This window comes from Curtobacterium sp. MCPF17_018, from assembly GCF_003234135.1.
GTDB classification, from domain to species: domain Bacteria; phylum Actinomycetota; class Actinomycetes; order Actinomycetales; family Microbacteriaceae; genus Curtobacterium; species Curtobacterium flaccumfaciens.
Window position 1 is genome coordinate 1 of sequence record NZ_QKSJ01000005.1, and the last position, 24183, is coordinate 24183.

Annotated in this window: 22 protein-coding genes; 9 read left to right on the plus strand and 13 right to left on the minus strand. The window is 72.2% G+C overall.

Annotation, left to right across the window (positions count from 1 at the left end; all coding sequences use genetic code 11):
* The first annotated feature begins 373 nt into the window (after positions 1-373).
* The 4 genes from DEJ27_RS17450 (at position 374) to DEJ27_RS07310 (ending at position 4200) form a co-directional block, all read left to right on the plus strand.
* Positions 374-1282, plus strand: a complete 909-nt coding sequence (locus DEJ27_RS17450; RefSeq protein WP_146238630.1) for a hypothetical protein — start codon at positions 374-376, stop codon at positions 1280-1282.
* Positions 1283-1391: 109 nt separating this feature from the next.
* Positions 1392-1952 carry a YceI family protein gene (locus DEJ27_RS07295; RefSeq protein WP_027464630.1) on the plus strand — a complete coding sequence of 187 codons (561 nt, stop codon included), beginning with the start codon at positions 1392-1394 and terminating at the stop codon, positions 1950-1952.
* A 695-nt stretch (positions 1953-2647) separates the two neighbouring features.
* Positions 2648-3214, plus strand: coding sequence for a TIGR03086 family metal-binding protein (locus DEJ27_RS07305; RefSeq protein WP_027464629.1), 567 nt, complete (start codon positions 2648-2650; stop codon positions 3212-3214).
* A complete protein-coding gene (locus DEJ27_RS07310; RefSeq protein WP_110862709.1) occupies positions 3211-4200 on the plus strand; it encodes an aldo/keto reductase in 990 nt (329 codons plus the stop codon). Before DEJ27_RS07305 ends, DEJ27_RS07310 begins: the two co-directional genes overlap by 4 nt.
* 82 nt (positions 4201-4282) lie before the next feature.
* On the opposite strand, the gene DEJ27_RS07315 is transcribed toward DEJ27_RS07310, so the two are convergent.
* Entirely contained in the window at positions 4283-5209 is a 927-nt protein-coding gene (locus DEJ27_RS07315; protein WP_111090617.1) for an oxygenase MpaB family protein, read from the minus strand.
* 95 nt (positions 5210-5304) lie between these two features.
* Here DEJ27_RS07315 and DEJ27_RS07320 point away from each other — a divergent pair, with 95 nt between their 5' ends.
* The gene (locus DEJ27_RS07320; RefSeq protein ID WP_111090618.1) at positions 5305-6987 is read left to right on the plus strand and encodes a long-chain-fatty-acid--CoA ligase; all 1683 of its coding nucleotides are present in this window, start codon (positions 5305-5307) and stop codon (positions 6985-6987) included.
* 53 nt (positions 6988-7040) lie between these two features.
* On the opposite strand, the gene DEJ27_RS07325 is transcribed toward DEJ27_RS07320, so the two are convergent.
* The 4 genes from DEJ27_RS07325 to DEJ27_RS07340 all read right to left on the minus strand — a co-directional run bounded on the left by DEJ27_RS07325 (position 7041) and on the right by DEJ27_RS07340 (position 11809).
* Positions 7041-8048 carry a DMT family transporter gene (locus tag DEJ27_RS07325; protein ID WP_220035379.1) on the minus strand — a complete coding sequence of 336 codons (1008 nt, stop codon included), beginning with the start codon at positions 8046-8048 and terminating at the stop codon, positions 7041-7043.
* Entirely contained in the window at positions 8045-9946 is a 1902-nt protein-coding gene (locus tag DEJ27_RS07330; protein ID WP_258370021.1) for an amino acid transporter, read from the minus strand. The genes DEJ27_RS07325 and DEJ27_RS07330 overlap by 4 nt, the downstream gene beginning before the upstream one ends.
* A 154-nt stretch (positions 9947-10100) precedes the next feature.
* Positions 10101-10409: a hypothetical protein gene (locus tag DEJ27_RS07335; protein WP_111090619.1), complete on the minus strand. Its 309-nt coding sequence runs from the start codon at positions 10407-10409 to the stop codon at positions 10101-10103.
* A gap of 11 nt (positions 10410-10420) precedes the next feature.
* Positions 10421-11809 (minus strand): PspC domain-containing protein, encoded by a 1389-nt coding sequence (locus DEJ27_RS07340; protein ID WP_181430109.1) that lies wholly within the window; start codon positions 11807-11809, stop codon positions 10421-10423.
* Positions 11810-11923: 114 nt separating this feature from the next.
* Here DEJ27_RS07340 and DEJ27_RS07345 point away from each other — a divergent pair, with 114 nt between their 5' ends.
* A complete protein-coding gene (locus DEJ27_RS07345) occupies positions 11924-13159 on the plus strand; it encodes an ATP-binding protein (protein WP_111090621.1) in 1236 nt (411 codons plus the stop codon).
* Positions 13156-13818: a response regulator transcription factor gene (locus DEJ27_RS07350; protein WP_111090622.1), complete on the plus strand. Its 663-nt coding sequence runs from the start codon at positions 13156-13158 to the stop codon at positions 13816-13818. The genes DEJ27_RS07345 and DEJ27_RS07350 overlap by 4 nt, the downstream gene beginning before the upstream one ends.
* Before the next feature lie 71 nt (positions 13819-13889).
* On the opposite strand, the gene DEJ27_RS07355 is transcribed toward DEJ27_RS07350, so the two are convergent.
* From DEJ27_RS07355 to DEJ27_RS07370, 4 genes are all read right to left on the minus strand, one after another.
* Positions 13890-14738, minus strand: a complete 849-nt coding sequence (locus DEJ27_RS07355) for an ABC transporter permease (RefSeq protein ID WP_051596514.1) — start codon at positions 14736-14738, stop codon at positions 13890-13892.
* Complete coding sequence (locus DEJ27_RS07360) at positions 14735-15736, minus strand: ATP-binding cassette domain-containing protein (protein WP_111090623.1); 1002 nt, start codon at positions 15734-15736, stop codon at positions 14735-14737. The genes DEJ27_RS07355 and DEJ27_RS07360 overlap by 4 nt, the downstream gene beginning before the upstream one ends.
* A 59-nt stretch (positions 15737-15795) precedes the next feature.
* Entirely contained in the window at positions 15796-16587 is a 792-nt protein-coding gene (locus DEJ27_RS07365; RefSeq protein WP_258370309.1) for a hypothetical protein, read from the minus strand.
* A gap of 120 nt (positions 16588-16707) precedes the next feature.
* A complete protein-coding gene (locus DEJ27_RS07370) occupies positions 16708-18294 on the minus strand; it encodes an inositol monophosphatase family protein (RefSeq protein ID WP_181430110.1) in 1587 nt (528 codons plus the stop codon).
* Between the two features lie 585 nt (positions 18295-18879).
* Between DEJ27_RS07370 and DEJ27_RS07375 the strand changes: the two genes are divergently transcribed.
* Positions 18880-19302 carry a DUF3054 domain-containing protein gene (locus DEJ27_RS07375; protein ID WP_111192599.1) on the plus strand — a complete coding sequence of 141 codons (423 nt, stop codon included), beginning with the start codon at positions 18880-18882 and terminating at the stop codon, positions 19300-19302.
* Positions 19303-19309: 7 nt separating this feature from the next.
* Here the strand turns inward: DEJ27_RS07375 and DEJ27_RS07380 are convergent, their stop codons facing one another.
* Complete coding sequence (locus tag DEJ27_RS07380; protein ID WP_111090625.1) at positions 19310-19963, minus strand: spermidine/putrescine ABC transporter substrate-binding protein; 654 nt, start codon at positions 19961-19963, stop codon at positions 19310-19312.
* 70 nt (positions 19964-20033) lie between these two features.
* Entirely contained in the window at positions 20034-21011 is a 978-nt protein-coding gene (locus tag DEJ27_RS07385; protein WP_111090626.1) for a DUF3097 domain-containing protein, read from the minus strand.
* A gap of 80 nt (positions 21012-21091) precedes the next feature.
* Here DEJ27_RS07385 and DEJ27_RS07390 point away from each other — a divergent pair, with 80 nt between their 5' ends.
* Positions 21092-22141 carry a zinc-dependent alcohol dehydrogenase family protein gene (locus DEJ27_RS07390; RefSeq protein WP_111090627.1) on the plus strand — a complete coding sequence of 350 codons (1050 nt, stop codon included), beginning with the start codon at positions 21092-21094 and terminating at the stop codon, positions 22139-22141.
* A gap of 105 nt (positions 22142-22246) precedes the next feature.
* Here DEJ27_RS07390 and DEJ27_RS07395 read toward each other — a convergent pair whose 3' ends face one another.
* Positions 22247-22969, minus strand: a complete 723-nt coding sequence (locus DEJ27_RS07395) for a methyltransferase domain-containing protein (protein ID WP_111090628.1) — start codon at positions 22967-22969, stop codon at positions 22247-22249.
* Positions 22966-24129: a type III polyketide synthase gene (locus DEJ27_RS07400; RefSeq protein WP_111090629.1), complete on the minus strand. Its 1164-nt coding sequence runs from the start codon at positions 24127-24129 to the stop codon at positions 22966-22968. The genes DEJ27_RS07395 and DEJ27_RS07400 overlap by 4 nt, the downstream gene beginning before the upstream one ends.
* Positions 24130-24183: the final 54 nt, after the last annotated feature.

Sequence of the window (24183 nt, forward strand, 5' to 3'; positions counted from 1 at the left end):
GGCGGGGCAGGGGCAGGGGCGCGTGAGCGGGCGAAATGCCAGAGTGCTCCCGACGGCACACCCGGACATGTCGCCCGCTCGCCCGCTCGCCTGCTCGCCTCGGGCGCGACCCCGGCGGCGGCTTCCGCGCAGCGGGTCCCGAGCAGCGGGTCCCGAGCAGCGGGTCCCGAGCTGTCGGCGAGCGGGCCGCGCGAACGGGCGAAACACCGCCGTTCGGTCAGGCGGCAAGCACGGCGTTTCGCCCGCTCGCGGAAGCAACCGTCCCTCCACAGCGGCGAGAGCGGGCCAGCCGTCCACAAAGGAGGCCCGACTCCCGTCCGCAAGACCGGCTCGCCGTCACGCTGTGGAGATGACCGCGAGACGGCGACTCCCGATGGCACTCCGCGACGCTTCGTTCCGAGTACGCGATGCGCTGCACCGCGGCGTTTCGCGTGGCCGACTCGACGCTCGCGATCTCATCCGCCCGTTCCACGGCATCCGATCAGCGTTCCCACCGGAGTCCGTGGATGACCGTGCGAGAGCACTCGCTCCTCGGCTCCGCCCCGATCAGGTGTTCAGCCATGTCACTGCAGCAGCGATCATCGGCGTCCCGCTGCCCCGTCGCCTCGAACGCGACCAGCGGTTGCACGTCACGACGATCGGGACCGACCAAGCGCTCCGAGTTCGCGGCGCGGTCGGCCACCGGGCCCGGTACGGGTCAGTCCGCGCGACGATCGCACGAGGAGTGCCACTGACCACTCCGGCCGATACGTTCGTCGCACTGGGCTCGATGCTGACACTCGACGAACTCATCGTCGCGGGCGATGCGCTCGTGGGGTGGCTCGGCTGGACGACACTCGACGAACTCGCCCAGGCCGTCCGACGACGACGCGGCATCCGCGGCATCGTGAAGCTCCGCCTCGCGCTCGATGAGATCCGGAGGGGATCTCGGTCTCCCGGAGAAACCCGGACACGGCTGGCACTCGTCCGCCGCGGACTCCCGGAACCGGCGCTCAACCACGATGTCGTCGTCGACGGGCGGTGGATCGCATGTGTGGACCTCGCCTACCCCGATGCCAGGGTCGCGATCGAGTACGAGAGCGATCTGCACCGCACCGATCCAGCCAGCTTCCGAAAGGACCTCACGCGCGGCGAGCACCTCAAGGACGTCGACTGGTGGCTCGTCAGAGCAACAGCAGACGACCTCGATCACGGGGTCGAGCGTTTCGTGCACCGCATCCGTCGGCTGCTCGAAGCCGGCGCCAGAGGAGCCCACGACACGCGGTTTGCGACACTTGGGTGAACAATGGTTGACGCTTCAACCAAAACCGTGCACACTGTCGTAGTATCAACTCGATGCAGGCGCATGGAGTGCGTCGCACCGCAGACTCTCGTTCGGAAGAAGGACCACCATGACGCTCACCGCTGACACCGTTCCCGGCTACAAGACCGGCACCTGGAAGATCGACCCGACCCACTCCGAGGTCACCTTCTCGGTCCGCCACCTCGCCATCAGCAAGGTCAAGGGCAAGTTCGAGACCTTCGACGCCACCGTCGTCACCGCCGAGAACCCGCTCGAGTCGACCGTCGAGGCCAACATCGACGTCGCGTCGATCAACACCGGCCAGGAGCAGCGCGACCAGCACCTCAAGACGAGCGACTTCTTCCTGACCGAGGAGCACCCGCAGCTGACCTTCCGTTCCACGAGCATCGAGGCGAAGGGCGACGACCTGCACATCGCGGGCGACCTGACCCTGCGCGGCGTCACCAAGCCGGTCGTCCTCAAGGCCGAGCTCGGCGGGTTCACCACGGACGGCTACGGCCAGGTCAAGTTCGGCGCCGAGGCAACCACGAAGATCGACCGCACCGAGTTCGGTGTGAACTGGAACGCGGCGCTCGAGGCCGGCGGCTTCACGCTCGGCAACGACGTCACGATCAACCTCGACGTCCAGTTCGTCCTCCAGGCGGCCTGAGCCACCTCTGACTCGACGCCTGACTGAGGGCACCGAGCGGCACTCCCCGAACCCGAGAAGAACGCCCCGACTCCACACGGAGTCGGGGCGTTCTCCGTTGCCCGCGCCGGTCCCCCGACCACGAGCGGGCGAAATACCCGGAGCTTCGTCCTGGTTCGTCAGGCATTCCGCCCGCTCGCCGATGCCGGCACCGAAGTCGACACCGATCGCCGCAATCACACCCGCGCCCACGCCCACCCCCACGCCACGAGCGGGCGAAACACCAGGCCGGTCCCCGTGGCGCGCCGGACATTTCGCCCGCTCGCGCAAGGACTTGAGCGGAGGGTGCGAGCGACACCGGCCGAGATCGGAAGCGCGGCCGAGCGGGCGGAATGCCCGGGACACGGCGGCGACAAGTGCGGCATTTCGCCCGCTCGCGCAAGAAGGCACGAGGAAGCGCAGCGCAGCGCAGGGCAGGGTAGGGCAGGGGCAGCGCAGGCAGGCGCAGGGGCAGGGGCAGGCGCAGGGGCAAGGGCAGGGGCAAGGGCAAGGGCAAGGGCAAGGGCAAGGGAGACAGCGGGAACGAGCGGAAGAGCGACGGCCACGCGCCGCCCCCGCGTAACGTTGGCCTGTACGACAGCAGCGAGGGGAATCCGCACTCCGGACCCCGAGTTGCACCGAGAGCACACGCCCGCACGACGAACAGGAGCACCACCATGGCCACCGACTGGATCGCGATGCAGGCCCTCGCGGCAGCCGAGTTCGGCCGCCGCGTCGCCGCCGTCACCGACTGGGACGCCCCCACCCCCGACTCCGAGTGGACCACCCGCGACCTCGTCGCCCACGTCGTCGACGAGCAGCGCTGGATCCCGAAGCTCCTGACCGGGTGCGACTACGCCCAGGCCCAGGCCGACCTCGAGCCGATCGGCGACGACCTGGTGGCCGAGTGGCACCGTTTCGCCACCGCCGCGACCGACGCCTGGCGGAACGCGCCGCAGGACACCCCCGTGCACCTCAGCACCGACGTCGTGCCCGCCGCGCAGTACCTCACCGAGCAGACGAGCGACATCACGATCCACACGTGGGACCTCGCCCGGGCGACCGGCACCGAGGAGTCCCTGCCCGACGAGCTCGTCCGCGCCGTGTGGGAGTACTTCGAGCCGCAGATCGAGGACCTCGCCGCCACCGGCCTCTACGCACCCCCGGTCGACGTCACCGAGGACTCCCCGCTCCAGGTCCGCCTGCTGGCCGTCACAGGCCGCGATGCCAGAGTGACTGCATGACCACCGACACGAAGCGCCTCGGCAACTCGGGGCTCGAGATCAGCAGCGTCGTCCTCGGCATGATGTCGTACGGCGACCCGGACCGGGGCTCACACGCCTGGAGCGTCGGCATCGACGAGGCCCGCCCGTTCGTCCGCCGCGCGTTCGAGGCCGGCATCACGACCTTCGACACCGCGAACGTCTACTCGGACGGCAGCAGCGAGGAGATCACCGGCACGCTCCTGGCCGAGCTGGCTCCGCGCGAGGACGTCCAGGTCTTCACGAAGGTCTTCAACCGGATGCGTCCCGGCCGGAACGGAGCCGGGCTGTCCCGCGCGGCGATCATGCACGAGATCGACGCCTCCCTGACCCGGCTGGGCACGGACTACGTCGACCTGTACCAGATCCACCGCTTCGACCCGGTGACGCCGGTCGAGGAGACCATGGAGGCCCTGCACGACGTCGTGAAGGCCGGCAAGGCGCGCTACATCGGCGCGAGCAGCATGTGGACGTGGCAGTTCGCCGAGATGCAGCACACCGCGGAACGCCACGGCTGGACGAAGTTCGTCAGCATGCAGGACCAGTACAACCTGCTCGAACGCGAGGAGGAGCGCGAGATGCTCCCCTTCTGCGAGCACACCGGCGTCGGCGTGATCCCGTGGAGCCCCCTCGCCCGCGGCCGCGTCACCCGCCCCTGGGACGCCTCCGGGTCGGGTTCGCGTGCGCAGACCGACGAGTTCGGCAAGACCCTCTACAAGCAGGACGAGGACGCCAACCGTGCGATCGTCGACGCGGTCGAGGCCGTCGCCACCGAGCGCGGCGTCCCGATGGCGCAGGTCGCCCTGGCCTGGGTCGCTGGCAAGTCCGCGGTCTCCGCGCCCATCGTCGGCGCGACGAAGGAGCACCACATCGACGACGCGGTGGCCGCAGCGTCGCTGACGCTCACCGACGACGAGGTCACGCGACTCGAGTCCGCCTACACGCCCCGGGTGCCGTCGGGTTTCTGACGCCCCCACGAGCGGACGGGAGGCACGGTGCCAGCTGGCACCGTGCCTCCCGTCCGTCAGGTTGTCGCGGTGACCGCCGTGGTCAGGCGACCGCGCTGCCGTCAGCGCGCTGCAGCCGCGCGATGCGCCGCCGCGCGGCCCGTTCGGAACCGGTCTGGTCGTCGAGCACCGCGCCGATCCCGTCGAGCACGAGCTTCGTGGTCCGCACGACCGGCAGCTCCACCGGGCCGACGACCGGCGCTCGGAGTCCGAGCAGCGACCGGTGCCGCGGGTCGAGCGTGGACACGGCACCCTGGAACACCGCCCGGTAGCCGGGGCGCAGCAGGCGGGACAGCGGCGGGTCCTTGATGAACCGGACGACGTCCCGGGTGCGCGAGTCCACCAGGAGTTCGCCGCGGTCCAGGTACCCGTTCATCTGGGCACGGAGCTCCGCCTCGGACTCGGGCGGGTCGACGATGCGCATGAGGCGCCCGGCCTCCGCCCACTCGCGGACGTAGGCGTCGGCGCCCCCGGGGATCGGGCCTCCCCAGCGCTGGGCGGCGCGGAGGAACGCGTCGGTGAAGGCGAGGTGTACCCAGCGCGCCAGGTCCGGGTCGTTGGCCGCGTAGGGGCGGGTCGTGCCGTGCGCGTCGACGTACTGCCCACGGACCCGCTCGTGCAGGCGGAGCACCCAGTCGCTGCCGCTGCGGGCGGTCTGCCGGTCGCCGTACGTGACGGTGGCGATCCACCGGCTGGTGCCCGCGAGGCGACCGAACGGGTCCTCGCGGTACCGGGAGTGGTCGGCGACACCGGCGAGCGCGCCGGGGTGCAGCGCCTGGACGAGCAGTGCCCGCACGCCGGCGACGATGCCGTGGCTGCCGCCGTGCACCGCCCACGTGGCGGAGCCCGGACCGAAGAAGCCCGCGTCGGTTCCGTGTTCCAGGTCGTCCATCCAGGCTTCCGTACCGGTCGAACCGCCCGTGAACGTCTGGTTGAGGCGGGACCGGAACACGTCGGAGACAGCGGACATGTCGTCATGTTCCGTCCGTCACCTGGGCGTGGGGGTGACATCGCGCAAAGTGGCCCTCCCAGCGTGCACGGGGGTCGCCCACTAGGTTGGGTCGGGTGAGCATCGACACGCCTCGTCCCTGGCTTGCCTCGTACGCCCCGGGGGTCCCGCACGACATCGAGGAACAGAGTGGTTCCCTGTACGACCTGGTCGAGCAGTCGGCCCGGAAGTTCCCCGGGCAGGTCGCCCTCGAGTTCTTCAAGCGCACGACGAGCTACGCCGACCTCGAGGAGCAGATCCTCCGCGCGGCGAACGGCCTGCGGAAGCTCGGCGTGGGAGCGGGTGACCGCGTCGCCATCGTCCTGCCGAACTGCCCGCAGCACATCGTGGCGTTCTACGCGGTGCTGCGGCTCGGTGCCATCGTGGTCGAACACAACCCGCTGTACACGCCACGCGAGCTCCGTCACCAGTTCGAGGACCACGGGGCCAAGGTCGCCATCGCGTGGGACAAGTCCGTCGCGACGCTGCAGGACTTCCCGGCCGACGTGCACCTCGACGCGATCGTCTCGGTGGACATCACCCGTGCCATGCCCCGGAGCACCCGGCTCGCCCTGGCCCTGCCGGTCGCGAAGGCCCGCGAGTCCCGCGCGAAGCTGACGGCGAAGGTGCGCGGCACGGTCAAGTGGGACGACCTCGCCGACACCCGCAAGCTGTCGAAGCGGCACCCGCGGCCGGCCACCGACGACGTCGCGCTGATCCAGTACACGTCCGGCACGACCGGGACCCCGAAGGGTGCGGTGCTGAGCCACCGGAACCTGCTGGCGAACGCCGCGCAGGCCCGTGCGTGGGTGCCGCAGATCCGCCGCGGCGACAACGTCGTGTACGCGGTGCTGCCGATGTTCCACGCCTACGGCCTGACGCTCTGCCTGACCTTCGCGATGAGCATGGCCTCGCGGCTCGTGCTCTTCCCCGCGTTCGACCCCGCCCTGGTCCTGACGGCGATCAAGCGACACCCGCCGACGTTCCTGCCGGCCGTGCCGCCGATCTACGCCCGGCTGCAGCACGCGGCCGACTCGGCGAAGGTGTCGCTCAAGGGCATCGAGATCGGCATCTCCGGCGCCATGCCGCTGTCGCAGGACATCGTCGAGCCGTGGGAGGCCCGGACCGAGGGCTACCTGGTCGAGGGCTACGGCCTGTCCGAGTGCTCCCCGGTCCTGATGGCCAACCCGGTCTCCCCCGAGCGTCGACTCGGATCGATCGGCCTGCCGCTGTCCTCCACCGAGGCGCGCGTGGTCGACCCCGACGACGACACGAAGGTGCTCGGCATCGACGAGCCCGGCGAACTGCAGGTCCGTGGCCCGCAGGTGTTCCGCGGCTACTGGGGCAAGGCCGAGGCCACCGACGAGGTCTTCACGCCCGACGGCTGGTTCCGCACCGGCGACATCGTGGCCATCGACGCCGACGGGTACGTCCGGATCGTCGACCGCCTCAAGGAACTCATCATCACCGGCGGCTTCAACGTGTCACCGTCCGAGGTCGAGGACACCCTGCTGAAGCACCCCAGCGTCAAGGAGGTCGCGGTCGTCGGCATCACGCAGGGCGGCAACGAGCAGGTCGTCGCCGCGGTCGTGCCGAAGGACCCCGCGACGTTCGACGGGGCCGCGCTCCGCGCCTGGTCACGCGAGCACCTGGCGGCGTACAAGGTGCCGCGCCGGGTCGTCGTGGTCGAGGACCTGCCGCGTTCGATGATCGGCAAGGTGCTGCGGCGGAAGGTGCGGGACCAGATCCTGGACGGCTGACGGGCGTTCCCGGGTCGGCGCCGGTCCGACTGACGCGGGGGCGCCGCTGCTCGTCAGCGGGCCCGCCGCCCGGGCAGCGCCAGCACGGACAGCCCGGCCACCACCAGCACGATGCCGGCCCATCCGCCGAGCCCCAGGCGCTCTCCCACCACGAGCACCGCCAGGACCGCGGCCACGACGGGCTCGAGCAGGGACAGCAGTGTCGCGACCGACGCCGTCACCGTCCGGAGCCCGAGCGCGTACAGCGAGTGGCCGATCACCGTCGGCACCAGCGCCAGGTACAGGAACACCGGCCAGTTATCGGCGTCGGTCAGGAACGGCCCGCCCGCCGCCACGGCGAGCACGACGAGCGGCACCGCGGCCACCCCGAACACCGCGCCGACGAGCCCGCGTTCGTTCGGCCCGCGGGCAGCCCGTGCGGCGGCGACCCCGACGTCCCCGCCGACGCGCATGCTGTCGGACTCCGCGCGACCGACGGCGATCGGCATCCGGCTCGTCGCGGCGTGCATCCCCCGCGCCACCGCCCACGAGTACAGCGCGTACGTCAGACCGGCGACCAGGGCGCTGCCGACGCCGACCGCGAGCGACCGCCCGCCGCCGTCGTGCTCGGAGCGCGCGAGGGTGACGACGACCATGCCGACCACGCTCACCAGGGTGGCGAGGACCCACCGGCGGGTGACGCGTCTGCGGTCGGCGACCCACTCGACCAGCCCGGCGAAGACGGGCGACGAGCCGATGGCCAGGGTCGTGCCGAGCGCGACCCCGGCGTCGGCGAGGGCCGCGTAGAACGCGACCGCGTAGACCACGAGCGAAGCGGCACCGAGCAGTGCCCAGCCGCGGGTCCGGCGCTGCGCGACGGCACGCAGCGTGCCCCGGCCCGCGGTCGCGGCGAGCACGAGGCCGCCGAGCCCGAAGGTGACCGCACCGAACACGAACGCCGGCACACCGGGCGCGAAGTGCGTCGCGGTCCCGGTGGTGCCCCACACCGCCGCGGCGACCGCGATCGCGGCCAGGCCGCCGACGGGCCTGGAGGCACGCCCCGCGCCCGGTGTGCGGCTCACGAGACGTGGACGCTCGGCCGTCGGTTGACCTCGGGTTCCGCTTCGCGCAGGACTTCGCGCGTCACCGGGGCGACGTCGCCGGCGCCGGTGAACACGAAGCGCAGGGCGTTCCGGATCGGGCTGCCCTCGTTCCACTCGAAGTAGATGCTCGGCACCACCCCGGCGATGTCGCGGATGGCGAGGAGCGTCGACGCGATGGTGTTCGGGACGTTGCCGGAACGGACCTTGAGCACGCGGAACCCGTGGATGACGTGGCCTTCGACCACCAGGTCCTCTTCGAAGTCGGAGGAGTCGGCGGGCAGGACCTCGAGGAACATCGTCGGCACGCGGGCCGGGATGCCGGAGTCGCGGCGTTCCTCGCGCCCCTTCGCCCGGTACGCCTCGGCCGTGCCGGCACCGGGTTCGTTCGCGATGATGCAGACCGAACTGAACTGGTCGGCATCGGCCTCGACGAACTGCCGGGCGGTCGCGTCGAGCTCGATCGACGACGCTCGGAGCTCGAACGAACGCCGCACGCGCGAGACGAGCGACACCACGACGATCGCGATGATGAAGATCGCGGCGATCCGGACGCCGTCGGGCCGCTCGATGACGTTGGCGACCGTGGTGTAGACAAACACGACCGAGATCACACCGAACGCGATGGTGCGCTTGCGCTGCTGCTTGCGGCGCGCGGACAGCGTCACCGCGACCGCGGCACTCGTGATGAGCACCAGCACGCCGGTGGCGTAGGCGCCGCCCTGGGCGTCGACGTCGGCCTGGAAGATGATCGTGATGACGAACGCGATGAGCGTGAAGATGATCACGAGGGGACGCACCGCACGCGCCCACTGCGGCGCCATGCCGTAGCGGGGCAGGAACCGCGGCACCAGGTTGAGGAGCCCCGCCATCGCGCTCGCGCCCGCGAACCACAGGATGGCGACGGTGGAGAAGTCGTAGATCGACCCGAAGACCCCGCCCATGTACTCGTGCGCCAGGTACGCCAGGGCACGCCCGTTCGCACCACCGCCCGGCTGGAACTCGTGCTGCGGGATGAGGAACGTCGTCACGATCGACGACGTGATGAGGAACGAGCTCATGATGAGCGCCGCGACGGTCAGCAGTCGCTTGGTGCCGCGGATCCGACCCTCGGGTCGGTCGCTGGTGTCGTCGCTGGCGTCGCCGCGGACCTGCGGCATCACCGCGACGCCGGTCTCGAAGCCGGAGAGCCCGAGCGCGAGCTTCGGGAACACGATCAGGGCGATGCCGACCATCACGAGCGGGTTGCTGTGCTGTGCCGTCAGCCCGGACCACCAGTCGCTCGCCACCATCGGGTTCTCGAACACGTGCCAGAGCGAGACCATGATGACGACCGCGTTCAGGGCGAGGAACACCGCGACGAGGCCGACCGCGATGCCGATGGCCTCCTTGAACCCGCGCAGGAACACGATGCCGAGCAGGAGCAGCAGCGCCAGGGTGAGCGGCACCGGGATCTCGGTGAACCAGTGCGGCGTGTACGGGTTCTCGGCGATGTGCGCCGTGGCGTCGGCCGCCGAAAGGGTCATCGTGATCATGAAGTCCGTCACGGCGAACCCGAGCAACACCAGCACGAGGAGCTTGCCCGCCCACCACGGCAGGAGCTTCTCGAGCATCATGATCGACCCGGCGCCCCGGAAGCTGTCGTGGGCGATCCGGCGGTAGACCGGCAGCGCCCCGAACAGCGTGACGAGCACGAGGACGATCGTCGCGATCGGCGACAGCAGACCCGCGGCGAGCGCGGCGATGGCGGGTTGGTACCCGAGGGTGGAGAAGTAGTCGACGCCGGTCAGGCACATGACCCGCCACCACGGGTGGGTCTTCTCGACCTCGACCTGGTGCGGGCCCTGGTGGGAGGCACCCTGGTCGGCCCCGTGCAGCATCCACCGGCGCAGGCGGGTGCTGCGGTCGAGGGGCTGCTCGGTGGCGTCGCGCTGGGCGGCCCGCTCGGCGTCTGTCGCGGTCACGTGGATGATGCTAAGCCGTCCGGGTGACCCCCGTGCACACCCGGACAGCCCTGTGCACCGAGCGGTCCGACTAGCGCTGTGTGCGGGACAGGGCCGCCACGATCCCCGCCACGACCAGCAGCACACCGGCGGCGATGCAGGCGGCCAACAGCAGGGTCGTGGTGTCCACTGAGAACATCGGCAGCGCACTCACGGCCATCGCTCCGGCGAACACCAGGAGCAGCACGCCCCAGAGGATCGTGCCGAAGCGTGCGCCACCGCGTCGGGGCCGGCAGGCAGGCCCGTCCGGGGCCACCGGGGAGGCCACCGGTGCCGTCGCCTCGTCGTTCGTCGTGCCGTCGTTCGTCGGGTTGTCGTTGGTCGTGCTGTCCGTCGTCATCGTCCCGCTCCTCACTCGCCGACCGTGAACGCCCGCGGCACCTCGACGCCACCGCCGAGTACCCACAGGTGCACCGTCGTCGTCTCGTCCGCATCGGCCGTGCGTGCCGCCCGGTTCTCGAGCGTGGTGGTCCGGAGCACCCCGCCGGCGCCGTCGTCGTCGCCTCCGCCGGTGTCGATCCCGTAGCCGACACCGCTCACCTCGACCCGCACCGGCAGGTCGGTCGGCAGCAGCACCTCGGCTCCGCCGGCACCCAACCACAGGTGCACGTCGCCCCCGACCGCCGACGGCTCGAGTCCGCGGAGGTCCAGCGTGGGACCGCCGGCCAGCATCGCGAAGTCCCGTTCGGTCCCCGACGCGGCGCGTTCGACCTGCCACGTGGTGCCGCCGATGAGCGAGACCTGGGTGCCGGCGGGCAGGACCCCGGTGACCACCAGGGCCACCGCGGCGACCGTCGAGAACAGTCCGAGCACGCCGTCGTCACGGCCGCGGATCCCGGCGACGATCGTCGCGACCGCCAGCACCGCGAGCGCGGCCGCGATCCCGAGGACCGGGACGGACCACCCGACCTGCTGCGCCCAGACCGCCACACCGGCTCCGGCGACGAGCGCGAGTCCGAGGGACACCGCCACGTACGCCGCCCCGGGGCGTCGCTCCGACCGCACGGCACGCCACTCGGCCGTCCGCTCCCGTTCCGCGCGCAGCCGCTCCTCGTTCCGCCGTCGCCGGTCCTCGGGGCTCGCCGGCACGTCCCACTGCCAGGAGGCCCGTCCCGCGTCCGTCGCACCGGTCGCCTCCGCGGTCCACGCGGCTCGTGCCGGGCGCGGCCGGTCGGGGCTGGTCCAGAAGTCGCCCCGCGGTGCAGCGGTCGGGTCGGTGCCGGTGCTCGTGGTCCGGTCGCCGTCCACCCCGCGTCGGGCCAGGACCACGATGAGCCACACGATCCCGCCGACGAGCACGATGCTCCAAGCCGTGGCCAGGGTCGCCTCGAGCCACCCGGGCATCCCCCAGGCGTCCGGGACCCCCTGCCACCAGAGACCCCGGGCCGCGGGCACGAAGGTCAGTGCCGCGAGCGCGCCGATCGCGATGAGCGCCGGGTCGAGGACCCCGCGGATCATCCGTTCGACGTGGATGCGTCCGGCGGTGTCGGGCAGCAGCGCCCAGCCGACGGCGTATGCGAGGAAGACCGGCCCGCCCAGCAGCGCGACGACGATCGTCACGCCGCGGACCACGAGGGGGTCGAGCCCGGTGCGGCGGGCGACGGCACCGCACACGCCGGCGAGCCAGCGGTCGTCGGTGCGCGCGATGCCGAGGCCGCGGACCCAGTCGAAGAACCGGGTCGTCGAGTCGGCGCTGCCGGCGGCGGCGCCGGGAGCGGAGTCGTGCTGGTGATCGGTCATGGCCACCAGCATCCCGGCAGTGCTGCGCCGACACCATCGGGGTTCCCCCTGACCGGTCCCTGATCCCGGCCCCGGACCCTGCTGCGACCGCCGTCCGGGTGCCAGGATTGCCCCATGGCCACCGCGACGATGACGCGCCCGACCCCCAGGGTCGTCGGCGGGGTCTGCAGCGGGTTCGCAGCGCACACCGGGCTGCCGGTCGGGGCCGTCCGACTCGCCACCGTGGTCCTGGTGGTCTGCGGCGGCGCCGGGCTGCTGCTCTACGCCTGGCTCTGGGCGACCGTGCCGAGCGCTGCCGCCGGGGCAACCGCCGGGAGCGCACCGCTCAAGTCCGTGCTGACTCCTGCCGCCGACGTCGACCAGGACGAGGCCACCGCGTCCGCCCGGCGCGCCCCGGTCGTCGAGATCCTGCTCGGCGTGGCCCTGCTCGTGGCCGCCGGCGCCGTCGTCGCGGCACGGATGGGCGCGGCGGTCCCCCTCGAGGTCGTCGTGCCCGCCGTCGTGGTCGTCACCGGCGCCGCACTCGCCTGGCGGCAGTTCGACGCGCTCCGCAACGTCCGCACCGCCGGGTCGTCCGCCCTGGTCGTCCGGGCGCTCGGAGCCCTGGTGCTCGTCGTCCTCGGCATCCTGTTGTTCTTCACGACGAGCAGCCGCCCGAACGTCTGGACGGTCCTCACCGCCGCGGTGGCCGTCCTGGTCGGGGTCGCGGTCGTCGTCGCCCCGTGGGTGGTCCGACTCGTCCGCGACCTCGCCGAGGAACGCGCCGCCCGCGTCCGCGACCTCGAGCGGGCCGAGTTCGCGGCGCACCTGCACGACTCGGTGCTGCAGACCCTCGCCCTCATCCAGCAGAAGGCCGAGCCGGGTTCGGACGCGGCGCGGTTGGCGCGGGCGCAGGAGCGCGAGCTACGGTCCTGGCTCTTCACCGAGCAGGCGGAACCGGCGCGCGACCTCGGCACGCAGCTGCGGGACGCGGCCGTGGACATCGAGGCCGAGTACCCCGCCCGCATCGAGGTCATCGCGGTCGGACCCGCCCGCAGCGACCTGCCGGACGGGCTCGTCGCCGCCGCCCGCGAGGCGATGCTCAACGCCGCCCGGCACGCCGGCGGGACCGTGAGCGTGTACGCCGAGACCGCCGGCGACCGGGTCGAGCTCAGCATCCGTGACCGCGGCCCGGGCTTCGACGTCGACTCGGTGCCGGCGGGCCGGTACGGCGTCCGCGAGTCGATCATCGGCCGGATGCAGCGCCTCGGCGGCCACGCGACCATCGCGCCGGGGCCGGGCCGCACCGGCACCGAGGTCCGGCTGACCCTGCCGCTCGCACCCGCGGCCCACGACGAGGAGCACGCATGACCGAGCCCGCCCCGTTGACGCTCGCGATCGTCGACGACCACTCCATCTTCCGAGCCGGCGTGCGCGCCGGGCTGCCACCGGGCCTCCAGGTCGTGGGTGAGGCGGCGACCGTCGACGAAGCCGTGACGCTCGTCGCGGCCACGCGCCCGCGCGTCGTCCTGCTCGACGTGCACCTGCCGGGCGGCGCCGGCGGCGGCGGCGCCGAGGTGATCACGCGGTCGGCACCGGAGAACCCGGACACCCGGTTCCTCGCGTTGAGCGTGTCGGACGCCGCCGACGACGTGGTGCGGGTCATCCGCGCCGGCGCCCGCGGGTACATCACGAAGAGCTCGTCGAGTGCCGAGGTCGCCGAGGCCGTGGCCCGTGTGGCGGACGGGGACGCGGTGTTCTCGCCGCGCCTGGCCGGCTTCGTGCTCGACGCCTTCGGAGCGGTCAGCGGCGAGACGGCGCAGCACGACGCCGAGCTGGACCGCCTGTCTGCCCGCGAGCAGGAGGTCATGCGGCTCATCGCGCGTGGGTACGCCTACAAGGAGGTCGCGACGGAGCTGTTCATCTCGGTGAAGACCGTCGAGACACACGTGTCGAAGGTCCTGCGGAAGCTCCAGCTGTCGAACCGGCACGAGCTGACCGCGTGGGCGCTGCAGCGCAAGCTGCTCTGAGCGCCCACGCCGGCCTCACTTCGCGCTGATGCGGGGGGATGGCGCAGCCTTGTTGACCGCCCACGCCGGCCTCACTTCGCGCTGATGCGGGTGTACTTGTTGACCGCCCACGGGACGAACACCACGAGCATCACGGCGATGCCGATCAGCACCGTCAGCACGGGGTGCTGCATCGTCCAGATGTCCGGCACCGGCGCGGACCCGACGTTGCCGAACAGCTCCCGCGCGGCCTGCACGAGCGACGACACCGGGTTCCACTCCGCGAACACGCGCAGCACCAGCGGCAGGGTGTCGCTCGGCACGAACGCGTTCGAGATGAACGTCAGCGGGAACAGGATCATGAACGAGGCGTTGTTGATGACCTCGGGCGTCTTGACGCTCATGCCGAGCAGCGCCATGACCCAGCTGAACGCGTAGCTGAACAGCAGCAGCAGGGCGATGCCGGCCAAGAACTCGAGCGGCGACGAGTTCACCCGCCACCCGACCGCCAGGCCGGTGAGCATCATGATCGCCATCGAGATCGAGTTGAGGACGAGGTCGGAGTTGGTGCGCCCGACCAGTACCGCGGACGCCGACATCGGCAGCGTGCGGAACCGGTCGATCAGCCCTTCCTTCAGGTCCTGCGCCATCGCCGACCCGGAGAACGTCGCACCGAACACCACGGTCTGCGCGAAGATCCCCGCCATCAGGAACTGCGTGTAGTCGGTGCCCTGCACCTGGATGGCGCCGCCGTACACCTGGCTGAACAGCAGCACGAACATGATCGGCTGCAGCACGGCGAACACGAGCATGTCCGGCGACCGCTTGAGCTTGATGAGGTTCCGCTTGGTGACGGTCCAGCCGTCCTCGACCCAGACGGCGAGCGGCGAGGTGACGACGACGGGCAGCTGGCGGCCCGGCGCGAGGGACGTGGTGGTCATCGTGCCGTCTCCTTCTGCTTGGTGGCCGCGGGTTCGTCGGCGGCGTCGTCCGTCGCCGCGTGTCCGGTCAGGCGGAGGAAGACGTCGTCGAGGGTCGGGCGTCGCATGCCGGCGTCGTGGAGCTCGATGCCGGCCTCGCCCAGGTCGGCGAGCACGCGCTGCAGGGCTGCCGGACCGGCCTCCACCGCGATGGCACGGGTGCGGCCGTCGCCCGAGGCCTCGACCTCGCCGACCCCGTAGCGGAGCAGCACCGTGGTCGCCGCGTCGCCGTCGGCCTCGTCGACCAGGGTCACGACCACCCGGTGCCCGCCGACCTGCGCCTTGAGCTGGTCCGCGGTGCCCTCGGCGATGACCGCCCCGTCGTCGATGACCGCGATGTCGTCGGCGAGCCGGTCGGCTTCTTCCAGGTACTGGGTGGTGAGGAGCACCGTCGCGCCCTCGGCCACGAGGTCCTCGATGATGCCCCAGAGCGCCAGCCGGCTGCGGGGGTCGAGGCCCGTCGTCGGCTCGTCGAGGAACAGCACGCGCGGGTTCATCACCAGCGCCCCGGCGAGGTCGATGCGTCGCCGCATGCCGCCGGAGAAGCCCTTCACCGGACGGTCCCCCGCCTCGGACAGGTCGAAGACGTCGATGAGCTCGCGGGCACGATCGCGCGCCGTCCTGCGGCCCAGGTGGTAGAGCCGCCCGATCATCTCGAGGTTCTCGAACCCGGTCAGGTTCTCGTCGACCGCCGCGTACTGCCCGGACACCCCGATGGACCGCCGAGTGGCCTGCGGGTCGGCGATCACGTCGATGCCGTCGATCGTCGCGGTGCCCGAGTCCGGCGTGATGAGGGTGGTGAGCACCTTCACCACCGTGGTCTTGCCCGCGCCGTTCGGCCCGAGCAGTGCCTTCACGGTGCCCTGCGGCACCGACAGGTCGAGTCCGGCCAGCGCGTGCACCGGCCCGGACTTCGACTTGTAGGTCTTGGTCAGCCCGGAGGCTTCGATGATGGCCATGTCGCTCCTTCGTCAGACACGGTGGGTACCCGGGGGTCCGGCGGAGCGACGGACGTCACTCAGACGTCGAAGTCACCACCACCGAAGTCGCTGAAGCCACCGCCGAAGTCGGATCCGCTGTCGCCCCAGCCCGCATTGTCGAAGCCGCCGCCGTCGGATGCGCCGCCGTCGGACGCCCCGGCATCGCCGGATTCAGCACCAGTGTCCTCCGAACCACCGTCACCCGCAGCGTCGGTACCGCCATCGAACGATCCGGGGTCGGGCAGGAACGCGCTCATGATCGCCGAACCGATGACGTAGCCGGCCACCGTCCCGAGGATCGAGGCACCGATCATGCTGCCGAAGGACGGGCCGCCGCGCTGGCCGCCGAAGCGTCCGCCGCCACCGCCGACGCCGCCGAGCGAGCGCTCCATGAACCCCGGCTGGCGGATCTCGGAGCGGGTCGCCGACTGGGCGAGCGAGCGGGGGTCGTCGCCACGGGGCGCCTCACCGGGAGGCGCGGTCCGGGTGAACTCGTCGTAGACCATGCGGCGCTGCTCGTCGGTCAGCTTGGCGAAGGCCTCGGCGTGGACCTCTTCGATGCGCTCCGGCGGTGCCGTGCGGAGCAGGTAGCGGTAGCGCTCGACAGCACGCTCGTCGTCGGTCGTCGCGCCCTGCTGCTGCGTCGGTGCACCGCCCCACTGCGGGACGCCGTACTGGCCGCCCTGCTGTGCGGACGGTGCCGGCTGCTGGTAGGACTGCTGGCCGTACCGGTAGCCCTGCTGCTGCTGCGGCTGCCCCCACTGGTTCTGCTGTCCGTCAGCGGATCGGTCACGCTCCGGACGTCCGAGCAGGCGGTCGAGGAATCCCATGGTCGATGCTCCTTCGGGTGCACGGTGGGTCCGGTCGGACCCGTCGTGGACTGCAACACTACGAACCCCCGGCGTCGGATGACTGAGCGCCCGCTCAGAGTCGGCCGGGAGCGCCGCGGCTCACCCAGCAGCGAGCGCCGCCGTCCACACCGCGTGCAGCTCGTCCGCGGCCCCCGGGTGCGCCACGAGGAACGGCTCCCCCACGGGCGGGAAACCCTCCACGGGGCCGGACGGCGTCAGCACGACGCCCCCGGCCTCGTGCACGAGCAGCACCGCGGCGCCGTGGTCGACCGGGTCGAACGCCGAGACGCAGCCGCCGATCCCCCGCCCGGCCGCGACCTGGGCGATCGTCAACGTGCCCGATCCCTGGACCCGGAGCGTGCACGACCGGTCGGCCAGGGCGTCGAGGAACGCCCCGAACCCCGGCCACGGGCGGTGTCCGTCGAGCTCGGTGCCGACGACGGCGCCGGCGAGCGGCCGGGGTGTGTCGTCGAGTCGGAGCTGGCGGTCGCGCAGGGTGGCGCCCCGGCCACGTCGGGCCTCGAGCACCTCGCCGCGCCAGGGGTCCGCGACGACGCCGACGAGCGGACGGCCGCCACGGGTCAGACAGAGCGACATCGAGGTTGAGGGCACGCCGTTCGCCAGGTTGGTGGTGCCGTCGACCGGGTCGAGGAACCAGCGGTGCCGGTCGCCGGGGGCCTCGCCGTACTCCTCGCCGGTGAACCCGTGCGTCGGGAACACCATCCGCACGCGGGAGCGGACGTGCTGCTCCACCAGGCGGTCGACGTCGGTGACCAGGTCGGCGGGGTTCGCCTTGGTGTGGACCTCGCTGACCGGGTGTTCGCGCGTGTAGGCGATGACCTCGTGGGCGATGCGGTGGGCCAGGGCCTGGGCGCGCGAGGCGACCTCGGTCTCGGTGGGCTCGCGGTCGCGCTCGGGCCAGCCGTCGCGCTCGGCCGCCGACAGGGCCGCTCCGATGGACCCGACGTCGTTCGTGGTGATCGAGTCGACACCGAGCCGGGCTGCCCAGACGGCGGGCTCGACGTCGTCGATGGTCCAGACGGCGACGCGCAGGCCCAGGGCGTGCGCGACCTCGACGGTCTGCGGGGTGAGGAACGCGACGTCGAGGTTGAGCGTCGACGGGTCGAGCGCCTCGAGGTCCGCCGACACGGGCGGGTCGAGCGACTCCCACGCCAGCCAGACGTCGGCGTCGGGCAGCACGGAGCGGACCGTCGCCATCGCCGCCGGCGCCCCGCACCAGGCCACCGCGGTGGAGCCGGTGAATCCCGCGACGGTGCGGGCGGCGACCAGGGCGTCCTCGGCGTCGGTCAGGTCGACGAGCAGGGTCGACCGACACCCGTCGAGCCGTTCGAGCGCACCGTCGAGCCGCGGGATCCGGTCGAGGCCATTGCCGAGCCGGGCGACGTCGCACCAGTCGACGTCGGACACCCGGCGGGCGTCGCCCCACATCCGGCCGAGGGTCTCGTCGTGCAGCAAGACGGCGACGCCGTCGGCGGTGCGGCGGACGTCGACCTCGATCACCTCGGCGCCGAGCGCCTCGGCGACCGCGATGGCGGGCAGGGTGTTCTCACGCCGGACACGCGGTGCACCGCGATGGGCGACGAGGCGTGGCGGACGCACGCCGGGCCTCCCGTCCGGGCTGGCCGGGACCACCTGCGTGACGGGGACCGGCGGACTCGTCGTCATCCGCGCATGTTCCCGGACCAGGGCGAACCGCAGGTGACGCCCCCGTGAACGGTGAGAGCCGCAGCGCGGGCTGTGCCCGCGGGGTGCGAGGTTCCGCGCAGCGTGGTGGCCTCGCGGCCCTGCACGGTGGTGGGAACCTCGCACACTCCGCCCGAGCACCTCGTGCGGTGCGAGCTTCAGCGCCGCATCGGAACGTTGGCCCTGCGCAACTCCTGCCGGAACGCGACCTCGTTCCACAGGTCGCTCCAGCCGAGCCGGACGACGCCTCGCACCACGTCGAACGACCGCTACCGGTTCTCGCGGTGCTTCTCGGCGATCACGGCATGGGCAGCCGTGCCCCCGCGTAGCATCGACGGGTCGCGGTACTTCACCTCGCCGTCGAACTCGATGACGTGGTCCCGTTCGGGCCAAGGGGACCAGGGACAGTCCGGAGCAGTGGGGAACGGTGGAAGTGCACGCATCCATCGACCGTCGCGGCAGCGGGGCACCGTGCGAGTCGGTGCGACCAGTCCGTGCACGGAACCGATCTCTCCACAGGTCCGACGGGCGCGATGGCCGAGGCTCGTCGGCTGCGAGAATGGAGCCGTGACACTTCGCACCTGGGGCTGGCTCGCAGCCGTGATCGACATCGTGCTGATCGTCCTGTTCGCACTCATCGGCCGTTCCTCGCACGGTGAATCGAACTCGGTGCTCTCGTTGTGGACGACGGTCTACCCGTTCCTGGCCGGGTGGGCGATCGCCTACGTCACGAGCGGCGCCTGGTCACGACCGCTGCGCTTCTGGCCGACCGGCGTCGTGGTGTGGGTGCTCACGGTGTTCGTCGGACTGGCGATCCGGGTCGCGACCGGTCAGGGAGACGTCGACGGCAATCCGCTGCCGATCTCGTTCGTGATCGTCGCGACGATCGTGCTCGGGGTGTTCCTGCTCGGGTGGCGCGGGATCGCTCGTCTGGTCCTGCGCGCTGCCGCACGTCGGTCGGACCGAAACGCGACCGTCGCCGGGCGCTGAACACCGCTCAGAACAGGCCCGAACGCGCCCCTTCGTCCGGCCCGTCGAACCCGCGGAACATGTCCGACACCAGCGCCTCGATCTGCGGCTCCACGAGCCGTTCGACGGCTTCGGCGATCCGCGGCCGGTGGTCGATGAGCGCCAGGCACACCGCGGTACCGGTCGACCGCGCACACTCGTCGGACAGCGCGATCTCGTGCCGGAGCGCAGCCTTCGCCTCGTCGGACAACGGCTCGCGCGGCGTCTGCTCTCCCGCACCGGTGCCGGCCAGCTCGCCCAGCGTGAACAGGAACGGCGACCCCGGCGACGGCTCGGGGTCCACGTCCAGGCCCTGGAACTCCGGCGACAACCCCTCGGCCGGCTGGTACCCCGCGTGCCGCTTCCGGGCCGCCGCCCGCTCGAGTTCACGCTGCAGCAGCGGCAGGTTCTTCGCCGTGTAGTCGTCGATGGCGTCCTCGACGATCGTCGAGATCCGCCCGATCAGCGCGTGCTGGACGGCGTGCGGCACGTCGGGTCCGAACCCGGCGGCCGCGGCGATCGGGGACCCGGTGCACTTCCGGCAGATGCGTGTGCGCGGGCGGGCGGTACCGATCTGCCAGCGCGGCAGCCAGCGCAGCCACAGGTCGACCGCGCCCCGCACGCGACCGTCGATGCCGTCCATCCCTCAACAGTAGGCCTGGAGGCGCGGATCACCCCCGGCACACCGCGCCGGTCGGGCAATCCGCCGGTTCTCAGGCCTGTGGTTCCGTCACGAAGTCGATCAGCTCCTCGACACGGCCGAGCAGCTCCGGCTCGAGGTCCGCGAAGGTGCGCACCTGCCCGAGGATCCGCTGCCACGCCCGGGCGATGTCGGCCTGCTCGGCGTGTGGCCAGCCGAGCGCCTGGCAGATGCCCGCCTTCCACTCGATCGAGCGCGGGATCGTCGGCCACGCCCGCAGCCCGACCCGCGCCGGCTTGACCGACTGCCAGACATCGACGAACGGGTGCCCGACGACGAGCACGTGCGCTCCCCACCTGCCACGCATCACGGCGTCGGCGAAGCGGGACTCCTTCGACCCGGGCACCAGGTGGTCGACCAGAACCCCGACCCGGCGCTCCCGCGTCGGCTGGAACTCCTCGAGCACGGCGGCCAGGTTGTCGACGCCGGAGAGCTCCTCGACCACGACGCCCTCGACGCGCAGGTCGGCGCCCCAGACCTTCTCGACGAGTTCCGCGTCGTGCTTGCCCTCGACCATGATGCGGCTGGGGAGCGCCACCCGAGCACGCTGCGACTCCACGGCGAACGATCCGGACGCGGTGCGGAGGCGACCGCCGTCGGACGCCTGCCGCACGGCGGGCGCGCCCCCGGGCCTCCAGTCCGCATGCACGGCACCGACGGAACGAGCAGCGCCAGCACGGCCAGCGGAACCAGCAGCGCCAGCCCCAGCAGCACCCGCAGCCGACCGCCCGACCGGCGCCGACGGCCGCCCCAGCGTCACCAGCTCACCCTCGAGCAGGAACTGCCCGGTGAAGGGGAAGGAGCGCGTGCGGCCCTTCCAGTCCTCGAGCGCGATGTTGCCCGCCTCGAGCCCCACCACGGCACCGGCCCACCCGGAGTCCGGGTCCTCGAGCACCATGTCCCGTTCGAGCGGCACCTGCCGCACCTTCTTCACCCCGCGCGAGCGCCAGTCCCCCGAGAGCACATCGCCGCCGTACCGGTCGTCGTCCACCCGCACGAGGGTACTGTCGACGACGGCCCGGACGACGTCGACCGCGCCGGTTCCCCATCATCTCGACGGAAGGCCCGCCCGTGCGCGCAGCGATCATCCACGCCCCGAACGACATCCGCGTCGAGGAGCGCGACCGACCCGGGCTCCTGTCCGGCAAGGACGTCGTCGTCAAGGTCCTCGCGGCCTGCGTCTGCGGATCGGACCTCTGGCCGTACCGCGGCGTCACCGAGACGAAGCGGCCGCGGCCGATCGGCCACGAGCTCGTCGGCGAGGTCGTCGCCGTCGGTGACGACGTCACCGGCCTGCACGAGGGCGACTTCGTCATCTCCCCCTTCACCATGAACGACGGCACCTGCCAGGCCTGCCGCCACGGCATGACCACCGGCTGCGAGCACCTGTCCGGCTTCGGCGGCACGGACGCCTACGGTGACCCCGTCGGTGGCGCACAGGCCGAGTACGTGCGGATCCCGGACGCGGACGCCACGCTCGTCGTCGTCCCCGGCCCGGTCGACCCGGCCCTGGTGCCGTCGCTGCTCACCCTGTCCGACGTCTTCTCGACGGGGCACCACGCCGCCGTGTCCGCAGCGGTCGGCCCCGGCAAGACCGTCGTCGTGGTCGGCGACGGCGCGGTCGGCCTGTCCGCCGTGCTCGCCTCGAAGCGGCTCGGCGCGGACCGCATCATCGCGATGAGCCGGCACGCCGACCGCCAGGCGCTCGCCCGCGAGTTCGGAGCGACCGACATCGTGGCCGCCCGTGGTGCCGAGGGCGTCGACGCCGTCCGGGAGCTGCTGGGTGGCGATCTGGCCGACTGCGCCGTCGAGGCCGTCGGCACCGAGGAGAGCATGGACCAGGCGCTGCACTCGGTGCGCCCCGGTGGCAACGTCGGCTTCGTCGGGGTCCCGCACGGGGTGCCGACGATCGGCACGCGCTACCTGTTCGACACGAACATCGCCATCGCGGGCGGCATGGCCCCGGCCCGGAAGTACATCCCCGAGCTGCTGCCCGACGTGCTGTCCGGCGCGATCGACCCCGGTCGCGTCTTCGACCTGGAGCTGCCGCTCGACCAGGCCGCCGAGGCCTACCGCGCGATGGACGAGCGCCGGGCCATCAAGGTGCTGCTGCGGCCGTAGCGGCGCGCGTCGCCACCGGCTGGCCGTTCGCGCTCAGCGACAGTTCACGCCTCCGCACGCCCGTGATCTGTCGCTGAGCACGAAAGGTCCGGTCGGCCCGCCCGCTCACGCGTCGCGGATCGCGAGCACCCGGTGCGGTGCGGCCGCCTCGGCCCGCCACCCGCCGGGCAGCACGTCGCGGAGTTCCGGCACGGTGAAGCTCCGGCGGATCGACCGCAGGCCGTCGACGCGGATGAACGTCCCCGCCGCCACGAGCGGCGACGCGAGCGCGTACGCCCGGTAGGCCGCCGTCGACCGCCGGATGTCCGAGTGCAGGCTGCGTCCGCTCGCGAGCTGCTCCGAGTCGGCCAGGAACCCCCGCCGCTCCTCGTCGCCCAGGTGGTGCAGCACGTGGTTCGATACGACGACGTCGAACCGCTCACCCGCCGCGACCAGGTCACCGCTCGACTGCTGCCGGAACGTCACACCGGTCGGGGACGACCGTCGTGCCGCGGCGATGGCGCGTTCGTCCGGGTCGACCCCGACGACCTCGAGGTCGAAGCCGTCGCTCGCCGCCCACCGCACCAGCGAGCGGGCCAGGTCGCCGCCGCCGCACCCCAGGTCGAGCACCCGCCCCCGGCCGTTCGCCGGCAACGCGGGCACGACGTGCGAGCGCCAGGCTGCACGCCAGCCGCTCACGAGCGCGTTCACGACGGCGAAACGCCGGAACGTGCGGGCGAGCGCGCGCGGGTCGCAGTCCGGGTCGTCCATCAGTTCGGTCAGGTCGAGCGCGCGGGTGCGCAGGTCGACGGACGGGAGGCCCGGGCCGTCTCCGGTGCGACGGCTCACGCCACGCCCGTGGTCGCGACCGGCACACGCGCGGGCTCGACGGCCGGCACGCGCGCGGGTTCGACGGCCGGCGACGCCTCGGTCCGGACGGCGGTGAGCCGGGCGCTCTCCACCGTGAGGCCGGGGCCGAAGGCCAGCGCGACGACCGGGCTGCCGTCCTCGAGACCGGCGTCGACGGCGTCGCGCAGCACGAAGAGCACGGTGGCGCTCGACATGTTGCCGTGTTCGCGCAGCACCCGCCGGCTCGACTCCATCGCAGTGTCCGGCAGGCCGAGCGACTCCTGGGTGCGGTCGAGGATGGCCCGGCCGCCCGGGTGGACCGCCCACACCGGCACGTCCGAGGCGGGCCCGCCGTCGAGCAGCGGTTGCACGGCGCTCGGGACGTGCAGGCCGACGAGCTTCGGCACGGCGGTGGACAGGACCATCTCGAAGCCCTCGTCCCCGATGTTCCACGCCATTTCGGACGCTCCCTCGGGCACCACGGCCGTGGTGAAGTCGTCGAAGCGCAGACCGGCTCCGTCGCGGGCGACCACCGCGGCGGCCGCACCGTCGCCGAAGACGCTGTTCGCGACGATCTGGTCGGGGTCGTTCGAGGCGCGGACGTGCAGGGTGCAGAGTTCCCCGCAGACCACGAGCACGACAGCGTCCGGGTCCTGGTCGACGAACGCCGCGGCGATCCGGAGCGCGGGGAATGCGGCGCAGCACCCCATGAAGCCGATGTGGTGCCGGAAGACGCCACCGGGGAGCCCGAGCTGCTCGACGACGTCGATGTCGGGCCCGGGCTGCGTGAACCCGGTGCACGACACGGTGACCAGGTGCGTGACGGACTCCGGTGCGATGCCGGCGCGCTCAACGGCGTCGCGGGCGGCGGCGACGAACAGCGGCGGGGCGAGTTCGCGGTAGCGGTCGTTACGGGAGCCGGTGGACGGCGAGCGCAGGGTGCCGTCGTCGTCACGGAAGGCACCACCGGCACGTGCGGAGTCGAGTTCCTCCAGGACGGTGTGCCGCTGGTCGACCGCCGACCCGTCGAACGCGGCGGGGACGAGCCGTTTGCCGAGCCGCCCGAGGTCGGGTTGGGCGGAGAAGAGGTCACGCACCCGGGGCTGGTCGAGGGTCGTCTCGGGGACGGCGGTTCCGATGGCGCGGATCGTTGCGGACACGACTCATCCTGTCACCCGATCGCTGACGCGTCCCCAGGATGCACACGGCGACCG